This is a genomic window from Streptomyces sp. NPDC107581, assembly GCF_055657175.1.
The window spans coordinates 207,173-218,139 of record NZ_JBVKBH010000001.1; the positions used below are offsets into that span (position 1 = coordinate 207,173).

The window sequence follows — 10,967 nt, forward strand, 5'->3', positions numbered from 1 at the left end:
CCTCCTTCGTCGTCGTCCTAGGCAGCGGTCCCGAACTGGCCCTGGCGGCCTCGGCGTGGAGGCCGGGCGCGCAGGCGAGCCATGGGCACAGCAGACGGCGACGAGGGCTGAGGGACAGGCGGCTTGCGGGCAGGGGCAGTTGCCGCCGGCCGCTGCGGGAGGGCAGGGCGGGCCTCGTGCATGCGAATGATCTCTGCGAGGTGCTCGCCGGTGAAACGGTAGGCGCGACCCACGCGGGTGAACGGGATGAGGCGTCGGCGGGGCTATACCCGACGGGAAAGGTGTCATCACGTGGAACCGTGGCGAGCAAGGTGAGCTCCGTCGACGGAGACAGCGGGGCGATCAACTGCTCGTTTCCCCGCCCCAGCGTTCCGGTCCCACACCCCGCCAGTCGATCCACGGTGCCCCCGCCACCTCCTCAGGGTCGACCTCCAGCCCGGCTCGCCGAAGAAACTCGGCGACGTCGGCCACATTGTGGGCCAGCCCGAGGATCTCGCCGTCCACGCGCACGCGCCGGCCACCCGTGGGCGACGGCGGATGCACGATCACGCGAATCGGACCGGACATGCCTTCAGGATCATCCGGGACATGCGGCCTCGCATTCCAGCGCGTCATTGCTGACGCCGCTCACTCACGTCCCGGTCTGACCGGCCCAGCTCACGCAGGTCCTGCCACGCGGCGGGGCTTGGGCGCCGTTGCGGCCAGTAGGGATGGAAGAACAGCTGAGCCGACAGCCGGTACAGGCGCCAGCGCAGCTCGGTACGGCCGGGCCGCTCGGCGAGCTGCCGGTAGGTGACGCTCCACTCCTGCTGCGCCCGGGCGAGGTCGGCGGGAAACGATCGCATGGCCAAATTCAAGCATGTGTTCGATTTTCGAGACCACCATTGAGGCAAGGCGGCACTCAACTGTGAATGAGTTCTTCAGATGGCCCGTGAGCGGTTGAGTTGGCCCGGCGGAGCGTCGTAGTCGGCCTGTGCGTGTTCAATCGTGGGTAAGTGCGTGTTTCTGATCCATCGCACCAGTTATGCGACATCCCGCGGGTTCGTCCTGGCTTTCATCTCCCGTTGCCGCAGGTCAGCCCGGCAGGCGGGAGCGATGGATCCGCATAGATCATGATGGACCTTCGGGATTCCTGAAGAACCATCATGATCCCTTCATAGACGCACAGGCCGAGGGCGACGGGGTGCCTGGTAAGGCCCCATGCCGAGGAACCGAGGGGCACGGCGAACTCGCGGGATGTTGCACACGGCGGGGACGATGACGGCAGCCCGCGGATGCCGCTGATGTCGGCTATCACCAAGGACCTGATGCTGCGCGGCTTCGCCACGCTGCACACCCCGGACCAGATCGAGGAGTGGAACGCGCGGTTCGGCCCGTGGCTGCGGGAGGGACGCAACGTGTTCCTGCACACGGTCGTCGAGGGCGGCACCGGTCAGCTCCCGGCGGCGTGCGCCGCCCTGCTCGACCGCACGTACAGCAGCACGATGCTGGTGCGCATGAGCTGAGCGGCATCGCAGTACGGCGGTGGCGTCCCGGGCGCGGTCCGAGGCAGCCACCGTGTTTTCGTGAGTGGACACGAGGAAGGGAATCCCGTCGTGGTGACAGGAGACGTGAAGGTGCTGGACCATCGGGCTCTCAACCGGAGCCTACTGGCCCGGCAGTTGCTGCTGGAGCGGTCCGCGATGCCAGCGGGGCGGGCGGTCGCGCACCTGGTGGGCATGCAGGCACAGGCGCCGAACCCGCCCTACATCGGCCTGTGGACGCGGCTCGCCGGCTTCCGCATCGAGGACCTGGCCTCCCTCGTCAGGAACCGCGAGGTGGTCCGGGTGGGTCTGATGCGCGGCACGATCCACCTGGTCACGGCGGACGACTGCGTCGCACTGCGCCCCGTCCTGCAGGGCGCCCTGCGGCAGGGGCTGAAGGGCGCCTTCGGGCGCAAGCTCGAAGGGCTCGACGTCGAGAAGGTGGCCGAGCTGGGCCGCGAGCTGGTCGAGCGGGAGCCGCTCACGCTGGGCGGCCTGGGCACCCTGCTCGCCGAGCGGTGGCCGGACCGGGACCCCTTCGCCCTCGCCAACGCCGTGCGCAACCTGGTACCGCTCGTGCAGGTGCCGCCGCGCGGGCTGTGGGGCGAGAGCGGGCAGGCCGTGCACACCAGCGCCGAGGCGTGGCTCGGCCGGCCCGTCGCCGGGCTGGCGGCACCGGACCTGATGGTCGAGCGCTACCTGGCGGCCTTCGGGCCGGCCACGGTCAAGGACATCCAGGTCTGGTCCGGCATGACCCGGCTCGCCGACGCGGTGAACCGGCTCCGGCCGCGGCTGGCGGTCTTCCGCGACGAGAACGGCCGCGAACTGCTCGACCTGCCGGAGGCCCCCCGCCCCGACGCGGACACCCCCGCCCCGGTGCGCTTCCTGCCGGAGTTCGACAACATCCTGCTCTCCCACGCCGACCGCGCCCGCATCCTCACCGAGGAGCAGCGCAAGCTCGTCTTCACGCGGAACGGGCTGATCAGGTCGACGTTCCTGGTGGACGGGTTCGTGGCGGGCGTGTGGCGCGTCGAGCAGACGCGCGGTGCCGCCGTCCTCGTCCTGGAGCCCTTCGGTACCCTGCGTGCCGGGGACCGCGCCGCGCTCACCGAGGAGGGCGGCCGGCTGCTCGCGTTCGCCACGGCCTCCGCCGCCTCGCGCGAAGTCCGCTTCGCCTGATGCCCGGCCATGCGCACGGCGTGTGCAACATCCCGCGAGTTCGCCGTGCCCCTCGGTTCCTCGGCATGGGGCCTTACCAGGCACCCCGTCGCCCTCGGCCTGTGCGTCTATGAAGGGATCATGATGGTTCTTCAGGAATCCCGAAGGTCCATCATGATCTATGCGGATCCATCGCTCCCGCCTGCCGGGCTGACCTGCGGCAACGGGAGATGAAAGCCAGGACGAACCCGCGGGATGTCGCATAACTGGTGCGATGGATCAGAAACACGCACTTACCCACGATTGAACACGCACAGGCCGACTACGACGCTCAGCCGGGCCAACTCAACCGCTCACGGGCCATCTGAAGAACTCATTCACAACGTCCATGGAGAAATCCTGGAGATGATCTTGAGATCGAGGGCCCGGAGCACCAACGTAGACCGACGCACCCCAACCCTCTGACCTGCATATTTGCCACGAGCCGCAGCTCGGCGATCTTCCAGAGCCTAATTCGGGACGAAGAGGTCGTGGGTTCAAATCCCGCCACCCCGACGCTGGGCAGAGGGCACATACGGATCTCCGTATGTGCCCTCTGTCGTTCTCAGGGGGCCGCATAGGGGGCCAAAAAGTTCTGATCACGCCTCGCGGGCGGTCGCCTCGCGCCTCTGGGTAAAGATCACGTCCATGGCTTCCGCGTCCCGGTGCAGACGAACATCGCGCCTGGCCGGAACACCGCATCCACTCGGACTCCTAAAGCTGTCGTCGACGGCAGCCATGTTGACATCGACGCCGGCGGACAGGGGCAGCCGGTGACGGGCTGGTACGGCTGAGGTCGCCGGTCAGTGGCCTCCCTCACCGGGGCACATGTCGCTGCCGCGCGAAGGGGGTGGTGTCACACCCTGTGGATCAGGGGCGGGGCGAAGTGAAGCCTGTGGGCTGGATTGTTGGCTCCGAGCCTGGTAAATCAGCTTGTCATGGCCATGAGTGCGATTGAACTGCACAGTATCAATCGTTGGGAGGCGTCCTTCCTGCGCGAGGAGGTGGGCGGCTACTTCGCCCACGGCGTCGAGTGCACGCCGGGCGCGACGGTGCTCGACGTGGGGGCCAACATCGGTGTGTTCTCGGCGGCCGTCTATGAGCGGCTGGACGGGGACGTGCGGATCTACGCCTTTGAGCCGGTGCCGCCACTGCACGCGACACTCGACCGCAACGCCCGTGAGTTCTTCAACGGACGTCTGACCGCGCTCCCCTACGGCCTGGCGTCCCGTGCCGACGAGCTGGATTTCAGCTACATCCCGGCCGCCACGATCTTCTCGTCCTCGTCGCGCGATCAGGGGAACATCGAGGCCGAGCGGCGGCGGGTCACCGCCAGCGTCGTCGAAATGATCCGCCGGGGCGGCCTGGGACCGGCCCTGCGCCGCGTACCCGCTCCCATCCTCACTCTTCTCGTCAGCCGCAAGCTGCGGGTGATGCGGCGGCTCGAGACGCACCGGGTGAAGGTCAGGCCCCTGTCATCAGCGCTCGACGAGCAGGGCATCGACCACATCGACCTGCTCAAGGTCGATGTGGAAGGCGCCGAACTCGATGTGCTCAGGGGCATCGAGGAACGGCATTGGCCGCTGGTCCGCCAGGCCGTCGTCGAGGTGGAGCGCTGGGAGCAGAACCGCGACACGGTCTGCGAGGTCTTCCTCACGCACGGCTTCACGGTCAGCACCGAGCAGGACCCGGTGCAGCAGGCCGGCGACATCGGCATGGTGTTCGCGGTCAGGCCCTGACCGCGCGCGACCTCGCCGGGACCCAGCCGGGCCGCCCGGGACCCGAAGCCGTGGCGGGGCTCCGCCGTCTCGTCTGCGGTTTCAAGCCGCGGGCGGGCCAGCCCGGTTCCGGCGTCATGCCGCCCGCCGGCCGTGGTGGGGCCGGGCGAGGTCTCAGCCGACGGTGACGGCCATCTTGCCCAGCGCGCTGCCCGCTTCCATGACCCAGTGGGCTTCGACGATCTCGTCGAAACGGAAAACCCGTGCCGGCCTTGCCGGGAAGGTCCCTGCCTCGACCTTGCTGTAGATCGTGTCCAGGGGAACGTCGGCGAGCGGGAATTCGGGGCTGCCCAGGACGAACGCGCTGCCGAAGAAGCTGAGCCGTACGCCGGTGGGCAGATCGGCGATGGGATCGAAGTCGCGCACCGGCTCGAAGCCCCCGAGGAAGCCGAGTTGGCAGACGCGTCCACGGATACGCACCGTGGCCAGGGAGTCGCGCAGGACGTTGTTGCCGACGAGATCGAACACCGCGTCGATCAGGGTCGTGTCCTTGTCGACCTGCGCGGCCAGGTGGCCGTCGTCGATGAGGACGTCCTCGGCGCCGAGTTCCTTCAGGAGCGGCGCGTGCGCGGGGTTCCGGGTGGTCGCGAGCACCTTCGCGCCGTGGTCGACGGCGAGGTTGACGGCGGCCTGGCCGAGGGAGGAGGTCGCCCCGCGCACCAGGACCCGCTCGCCGGGCCGCAGGTCCAGGTTGCCGAACAGTCCGTACCACGCGGTTGCGTAGACCTCGGGAACGGCCGCCAGCTCGGCCCATCCCAGTGAGGAGTTCACCGCAGCCACGTTGGTGGCCGGTACCGTGACCAGCTCGGCGTAGCTGCCATTGCGGGTGCGGCCCATGCCGCCGAGGATCGCCACGACCGGGGTGCCGGGGGCGAGCCGGCCCGAGGGGTCGGCCTCGACCACGCCGGCGCACTCGATGCCGGGGACGGCCGCGACCTCGCCCCAGGCACCCGCGCGCATGTATGCCTCGGCGTGGTTGAGGCCGAATGCCTTGACCCGGATCAGCACCTCTCCCTGTGCGGGCACGGGGTCGGGCAGGTCGGTGAGGTGCAGGACCTCGGGAGCGCCATAGGTGGAGATGACGATGGCCTTCATGGTGGATCCATTCTTGAATACTGATTCAACTATTGGTCCGAAAAAAGAGCCACCGCATGCGGTGGCCCCAGAGGGTCGAGCGTCAGACGAGGACGACGAAGGCGTTGTCGACGATGGCGCGCAGCACCGTCGCGTCGGGGTTCGCCTTCCCCACGACCATCAGCCCCTGGCAGGTCGCGACCAGCACCTTGGCACTGCCGGCCGGGTCCACCGAGGCGCGCACCCGTCCCGTGTCGCGGGCGTTGCGCAGGGCCGTGGTCATGCACTGCTCGAGGCGAGCGAGATGTCCGCGGACGACGGCGGCGGCCTCGTCGTCCTCGGCGGCGTTCTCGATCGCCGTGTTCACCAGCAGGCATCCCTGCCGGCCTTCCGGGCTGAGCAGGTCGTGCACCAGGCCGTCGAAGTACCCGCGGAGCGCGGCCAGTGAGGCACCGGGCGCCGCGAGCTCGCCCAGCTTCTGGGGAACGATCAGCTTGGAGTACCGCTCCAGGGACTTCAGGAACAGGGTGTGCTTGCCTCCGGGGAACGCGCTGTAGAGGCTGCCGGGCTTCACCCCTGTCGCCTTGACGAGATCCTCGATGGACGTGGCCCGATAGCCCCGCCACCAGAAGCGCAGCATGGCCTGGTCCACCACGGCTTCGGGCTCGAACTCTCGGGGTCTGGGCATGGCACGAAGATACATGAGCGACCATTCAAGAACAAGCTCGGGCCGGGCCGCAGCTCTACGGAGCAGGCTGGTACGTCACGGTCGTACCGGGGCAGGCCTCCGCGAGCTGGTCGAGTGCTTCGAGCTCGACGGCGTCGCCGGTGAGTCCCCAACGGAGTTTGGTCGCGACCCATTCCGAGACGTACCGACAGGTGACTTCGACGGTCGGGGGCAGCCATTCGGCCGGGTCCTGGTCGGCCTTGCTGCGGTTCGCGGCTGCCGAGACGGCGACCAGGGAGGTCGGGACGTCGAGATCATTGGCGTAGGCCTCGCGCCGCTCCGCCGTCCACTGCGACGCCCCGGAGTCCCAGGCCTCGGCCAGCGGCACCATGTGGTCGACGTCCAGGGCGCCGGCCGAGGTGATCCACTTGGAGTCGTAGTACGACCACCAACGCCCGCCGGACAGCTTGCAGCCCGGGAGGACCTGAGGAGGGTCGACGGCCTCGGCGAGGAGCACCTCTGCTCGGGTGTTGCAGCCGTCGGCCGGGATCTTGCCCGCGTTCCAGTGCTTGAAGCTCGTGCGCTGGTAGCCGTCGCGCACCTCGGCGGCGAGCGGGAGTGCGTGAACCGCCGCCGCGATCGGGACGGTGAATACCGGGGCGGAACGATCCTGTGCTTGGGCTGGAGTGGGTACCGCGAGAGGCGCGATGAGGAGCACGGCCGCAAGGGCGGCACACCTGAGGTTCTTGATCACGTCAAGCAGAGTTGACCGTGGGTACCTCGTTCGAGGGGTTCAACTCGAATGAATGAGCCATATGGATGTCTCAGTTCACCGGACCGGAAACACCGGTGCCCCGATCCGCCACAGGGTGGGCATCGCCGGACAGCCGACGCGGGCACGGGCGCGTCGGCGATCGAGTCCCGCCGAACGACATGCTCAGTGGGGGGATGGCGAGGCTGGGAGCGGGCCGTGGGGGCGGTGCTCGTGTGTGGTGTCCGTCAGACCGTGACGGCGGAGGGGTCAGCAGCCGGGGTCGGTGGCGGGAGAGTCCGAATCGCTGCGGTAGCCACCAGCGCCGCCTGACGTGATCGGGAGCGACGCGGTGGGGCCTGGACGACCTCTCCGGCCCTCCGTGGGCAGCCGTGGTGATCGTCGCCCGTTCGACCGGCGAGGCTCACGGACCGAGGCGTGCGTCGGGGGCTTCCGTACCGCACGCCGTCGTCCCGGGCAGGGCCGCGCGAGCGCGCGGCCGTAGTCCCCTAACGGTCGTCCAGCAGCACGAGTTCCTCCAGTGCCTTGCGTACCCGGGGGCGCCAGTCGGCCTGGCCGACCTCGTGGTGGGCAGCGGTGAGACGGCGGGTGGGGAGCTTCTTGGTCCAGGAGCGCACATCAAGTGCCGCCCGCCGCACGTGGATCAGGGCTCCGACCACGTTCGTCTGGAAGACGACCTCCAGTTGTTCCGGGCGTCCAGGAGCGGATGCACGGTCCGTGAGGACGAATGACTCGTAGAAGCCGTGATTCTGTTCCGTATTCTGTTCCGTGTCCGGGATGTAGCCGTGGACGACGCGTGCGGAGTCGCAGTAGTACCCCTCTTCCGCGAACGCGTCCAGGACGGCCTCGTGCAGCGGCAGGGCCGAGATGTGCAGGAGGTCGTTGTCGACCTCGCTTCCGTCGTCGTTCCAGTCGCGGCGGAGTCTGGTCTTCACCGAGAGCACGACTCCCAGGGCCCGGCCTCCGAGTTCGCTCACCGGCGTCTCCAGGGCAGCCGGACGGAGAAGGTGAGCCGTTCCTCCGCACCCTTGTGCAGGGTGAAGCCGGAGGGAGTGGCCGAAGTGCTCTCGAACTGGTCGTCGCGCTCCTCGCCGTCGTACTGCGTGCTGCGGACCTTGAAGCGCAGGTAGACGCCTTCGACGGGCGTGTCGCGTGCCCCGCCCTTGACATGTCTGAACGCCGGCTGAGACCCGACTCGGAGCGGCGGGGGTGGGGGTGGGGCTGTCGCCGCCCAGCGTGCGCAGGGCGTGCTCGTGGTCCGGCTCACATACCGGAGACTTGCGCAACATTTAAACTGTCGCCGTGGAGACGACCGAGGTGACCGACGTGACCGACGTGACCGACGTGACCGACGTGACCGAGGTGGCCGGCTGGGAGGCCGCGGTGCTCGACGGAGGGCCCGCGGACGGAGTGCGGATGAAGGTCTCCGGGCGGCCTCGCGTGATCCAGGTGACGTACCCCTGCCAGGTCGAGGGCGCGCCGCCCGGTGTGCGCGCGGACGCGGTCCACCTCTACCGCCGCGACTACACCGTGACCGGTGAGCCGCTGCGGTACGGCTTCGACGTCGCCAGCCCCTGACGGCCCTTGCTCAGTACGGTGGAACCGGCCCAGTGCGCTGGAACCGGCCCGGAGCGGTAGGGCCGACTCAGAGCGGTGGACCGGATCGGAGCGGTGGGAACAGCTCAGTGGGTTCGGTGGTCCTCGGTGGCCGTCGGGTGGGCGGTCGCCGTCACGGGCTCCCCGGGGGACGCCTGGACGACCCGCGGCGCGGGCTCCTCGGACGCGTTCCCGGTCGGCGTGGTGGAGGGCGCGGCCGCGCCGTCCTCCTTCATCGCCTTCGCCTCGCTCTTGAGGATGCGCATCGACTTGCCCAGTCCGCGGGCGGCATCCGGCAGCTTCTTGGACCCGAACAAGACGATGATCACGACTGCCACGACCAGCAGGTGCCAGGGTTCCAGTCCGTTGCGGAGCATCCCGCCCACCCCTTCTCCACGCCGACGACGGTGCGGGCCAGACGTGCCGCACCTGCCGCCACGATTGCTATTTTGCGCAACTGTACAACCCTGGGGTGGGCCGGTCGCCGTCTCAGTCGTCCGAGTCGGGCTTGCCGCGCGCTGCCGCGTACGCCTGGGCCGGCGTCATGGAGACGCCGTTGAGGGTGACCGTCTTGTACGGGCTGACCTTGGCGCAGGTCTTCGCCTGGTCGGCGGTCTGGGCATGGGCGTTGGAGACCGCGGCCTTGGCGTCGGCGGGTGCGGCCGTCCCGCCGCCCGGGTAGCCGGTGCCGCTCGGCCAGTCGCTGCCGATCACCAGGGTCAGGCCCGTTCCGGTGCCCTGCTTCAGATGCGAGGCGGACAGGCCGAGCGCCTTGGCCGCCGTCTGCGCCTCCGCCTTCCGGCCGGTGCCGTAGGTGAGGGTGGTGGCGGCCGCGGGGCTCGGGGCGTTGGCGGTGGTCGTGTCCGGACTGAAGCCCTTGTCGGTCAGTGCGGTGGCGACATCGGAGGCGCGGCCGGTGATCTCGGTGCCGTTCTCCACCGTCACGGCGATCCGGGACGCGGGTACGGCCGACGCGGTGGCCGTCGCCTTCGCGTTCGCCGAGGCCGCCGCGGACTTCTTGCCCGAACCGGTGGTCAGCGACTGGTCGTCGGCGATGGTGGAGAAGAGGGTCTTGGCGCCCGGGCCGACCACCACACGGTCGTTGTCGCCCGGATCGGGGGCCGTCTGCATCGTCGTGAAGGTCATCCGCTTCGTGGGGACCTTGTTCACGTCGTCCGCGAGCGAGATCAGCTTCTTCACGGTGCCCAGACCGTCGTCCACGGTCAGCGCCTTGGTGGCCGCGTCCGCGAGATCGTAGACCGCGCTGGGGTCGGTGAGCGTGCCCGCGCTCTTGAACTTGCGGATCATCGCGCTCAGGAAGATGTGCTGGGAGACGGTGCGGCCCAGGTCGCTGCCGTCGCCGAAACCGTGCCGGGAGCGCACGAACTCCAGGGCCGCGACGCCCTTGAGGGTGTGGGCGCCCTTGGACAGCTTCAGGTGCGAGTAGGTGTCGTAGACGTTGTCGCTGACGCACACGGACACACCGCCGACCGCGTCGGACATCTTGACCACGCCGGAGAAGTCCAGCTTGACGAAGTGGTCGATGGGGATGCCGGTGAGCTGGTGGACGGTGGCCACCTGGCAGGCCGGGCCGTACTGGAGCGCGCTGTTGATCTGCCCGTAGTAGCCGGGCGTGGACTGGCCGTTCGCGCTGTCCCGGCAGGCGGGGACGCGGGCCATGGTGTCACGGGGAATGCTCATCACGGTCGCGTTGGAGCGGTCGGCGGATATGTGCACCACCATCTCCACGTCCGCGTTGCTGCCGGTCTGCACCCCGGTCTTCGAACAGCCGCCGCCGAGCTTGCAGTCCGTCTTGCTGGTACGGCCGTCCGAACCCATCACCAGGATGTTGATCGGTGTGCGGCCGAACGCGTCGGCCTTCTCCGTGCCGCCCTTGCCGTCGAGCGAGACGCTCTGGATGTTGCCGTTCAGGTGCTGGTAGAACCACCAGCCGGCACCGGCCGTGACCACGACGAGGACCGAGAGACAGATCCCGATGATCTTCAGTGCCCGCCTGCCGCGCCGCACCGGCCGGGCGCGCCGCCTCGACCGTGTGCCGCCGCGCGAGCGGGAGGCCGCCCGGGCCGCGGCCCGGCCGCCCGGAGGACGCGCTCCGTCGGCTCCGGCCGTGCGCTGTCCGGGCACCTTGGGGGTGCGGCTGCGCGTGGCCTGGCCGGCCGGACCGTCCCACGGGTCGCTCATCTCCCACTCCCATGCATGAACGGTCGGGCTCGGCAGGCGGGGCCGTCAGGTACGGCCGGGCATGCACGGCGGTGTACGGGGGTGGCGAAGCAGGGCTCCGCCCGGGTTGCGTAGTTGCGCAATCTAACAAACCCGCTGCCCGAGCAGTACGGATCCAT

General features: G+C 69.2%; 13 protein-coding genes and 1 pseudogene. 4 read left to right on the forward strand and 10 right to left on the reverse strand.

Translation table 11 applies throughout. From position 1 onward, the window contains the following. Positions 1–17 precede the first annotated feature (17 nt). The 3 genes and pseudogenes from ACZ7P3_RS01000 to ACZ7P3_RS01010 form a co-directional block, all read right to left on the reverse strand. A pseudogene (locus ACZ7P3_RS01000) lies at positions 18–260 on the reverse strand (DNA-binding protein); the annotation flags it as partial. Between the two features lie 82 nt (positions 261–342). After that, on the reverse strand, positions 343–567 hold the full coding sequence (locus ACZ7P3_RS01005) for a hypothetical protein (protein ID WP_472078232.1): 225 nt from the start codon (positions 565–567) through the stop codon (positions 343–345). Between the two features lie 44 nt (positions 568–611). Beyond that, positions 612–845: a hypothetical protein gene (locus tag ACZ7P3_RS01010; protein WP_472078233.1), complete on the reverse strand. Its 234-nt coding sequence runs from the start codon at positions 843–845 to the stop codon at positions 612–614. Between the two features lie 438 nt (positions 846–1,283). Between ACZ7P3_RS01010 and ACZ7P3_RS01015 the strand changes: the two genes are divergently transcribed. The 3 genes from ACZ7P3_RS01015 to ACZ7P3_RS01025 all read left to right on the forward strand — a co-directional run bounded on the left by ACZ7P3_RS01015 (position 1,284) and on the right by ACZ7P3_RS01025 (position 4,459). Continuing rightward, positions 1,284–1,505 (forward strand): hypothetical protein, encoded by a 222-nt coding sequence (locus ACZ7P3_RS01015; RefSeq protein WP_290356877.1) that lies wholly within the window; start codon positions 1,284–1,286, stop codon positions 1,503–1,505. 90 nt (positions 1,506–1,595) lie between these two features. Then, positions 1,596–2,702 carry a winged helix DNA-binding domain-containing protein gene (locus ACZ7P3_RS01020; RefSeq protein WP_472078234.1) on the forward strand — a complete coding sequence of 369 codons (1,107 nt, stop codon included), beginning with the start codon at positions 1,596–1,598 and terminating at the stop codon, positions 2,700–2,702. A gap of 962 nt (positions 2,703–3,664) precedes the next feature. After that, entirely contained in the window at positions 3,665–4,459 is a 795-nt protein-coding gene (locus ACZ7P3_RS01025) for an FkbM family methyltransferase (RefSeq protein ID WP_472078235.1), read from the forward strand. Positions 4,460–4,612: 153 nt separating this feature from the next. Here the strand turns inward: ACZ7P3_RS01025 and ACZ7P3_RS01030 are convergent, their stop codons facing one another. The 5 genes from ACZ7P3_RS01030 to ACZ7P3_RS01050 all read right to left on the reverse strand — a co-directional run bounded on the left by ACZ7P3_RS01030 (position 4,613) and on the right by ACZ7P3_RS01050 (position 8,278). Continuing rightward, the gene (locus ACZ7P3_RS01030; protein WP_472078236.1) at positions 4,613–5,593 is read right to left on the reverse strand and encodes a zinc-binding dehydrogenase; all 981 of its coding nucleotides are present in this window, start codon (positions 5,591–5,593) and stop codon (positions 4,613–4,615) included. 82 nt (positions 5,594–5,675) lie between these two features. Further along, on the reverse strand, positions 5,676–6,260 hold the full coding sequence (locus tag ACZ7P3_RS01035) for a TetR/AcrR family transcriptional regulator (protein WP_472078237.1): 585 nt from the start codon (positions 6,258–6,260) through the stop codon (positions 5,676–5,678). Between the two features lie 55 nt (positions 6,261–6,315). Beyond that, positions 6,316–6,993, reverse strand: a complete 678-nt coding sequence (locus ACZ7P3_RS01040) for an HNH endonuclease family protein (protein ID WP_472078238.1) — start codon at positions 6,991–6,993, stop codon at positions 6,316–6,318. 506 nt (positions 6,994–7,499) lie between these two features. Continuing rightward, positions 7,500–7,988, reverse strand: a complete 489-nt coding sequence (locus tag ACZ7P3_RS01045) for a sporulation protein (protein WP_472078239.1) — start codon at positions 7,986–7,988, stop codon at positions 7,500–7,502. Continuing rightward, a complete protein-coding gene (locus ACZ7P3_RS01050; RefSeq protein WP_472078240.1) occupies positions 7,985–8,278 on the reverse strand; it encodes a hypothetical protein in 294 nt (97 codons plus the stop codon). The genes ACZ7P3_RS01045 and ACZ7P3_RS01050 overlap by 4 nt, the downstream gene beginning before the upstream one ends. A gap of 35 nt (positions 8,279–8,313) precedes the next feature. Between ACZ7P3_RS01050 and ACZ7P3_RS01055 the strand changes: the two genes are divergently transcribed. Next, on the forward strand, positions 8,314–8,589 hold the full coding sequence (locus ACZ7P3_RS01055; RefSeq protein ID WP_472078241.1) for a hypothetical protein: 276 nt from the start codon (positions 8,314–8,316) through the stop codon (positions 8,587–8,589). A gap of 104 nt (positions 8,590–8,693) precedes the next feature. Here the strand turns inward: ACZ7P3_RS01055 and tatA are convergent, their stop codons facing one another. Further along, positions 8,694–8,984, reverse strand: a complete 291-nt coding sequence (tatA, locus tag ACZ7P3_RS01060; protein ID WP_472078242.1) for a Sec-independent protein translocase subunit TatA — start codon at positions 8,982–8,984, stop codon at positions 8,694–8,696. A 112-nt stretch (positions 8,985–9,096) separates the two neighbouring features. Continuing rightward, positions 9,097–10,809: an LCP family protein gene (locus tag ACZ7P3_RS01065; protein ID WP_472078243.1), complete on the reverse strand. Its 1,713-nt coding sequence runs from the start codon at positions 10,807–10,809 to the stop codon at positions 9,097–9,099. Positions 10,810–10,967: the final 158 nt, after the last annotated feature.

Bases quoted from the DNA above. Each gene is read 5' to 3' on its own strand.
- ACZ7P3_RS01005 (WP_472078232.1), bottom strand. From the start codon at position 567: ATGTCCGGTCCGATTCGCGTGATCGTGCATCCGCCGTCGCCCACGGGT.
- ACZ7P3_RS01010 (WP_472078233.1), bottom strand. From the start codon at position 845: ATGCGATCGTTTCCCGCCGACCTCGCCCGGGCGCAGCAGGAGTGGAGC.
- ACZ7P3_RS01015 (WP_290356877.1), top strand. From the start codon at position 1,284: ATGTCGGCTATCACCAAGGACCTGATGCTGCGCGGCTTCGCCACGCTG.
- ACZ7P3_RS01025 (WP_472078235.1), top strand. From the start codon at position 3,665: ATGAGTGCGATTGAACTGCACAGTATCAATCGTTGGGAGGCGTCCTTC.
- ACZ7P3_RS01030 (WP_472078236.1), bottom strand. From the start codon at position 5,593: ATGAAGGCCATCGTCATCTCCACCTATGGCGCTCCCGAGGTCCTGCAC.
- ACZ7P3_RS01035 (WP_472078237.1), bottom strand. From the start codon at position 6,260: ATGCCCAGACCCCGAGAGTTCGAGCCCGAAGCCGTGGTGGACCAGGCC.
- tatA (WP_472078242.1), bottom strand. From the start codon at position 8,984: ATGCTCCGCAACGGACTGGAACCCTGGCACCTGCTGGTCGTGGCAGTC.
- ACZ7P3_RS01065 (WP_472078243.1), bottom strand. From the start codon at position 10,809: ATGAGCGACCCGTGGGACGGTCCGGCCGGCCAGGCCACGCGCAGCCGC.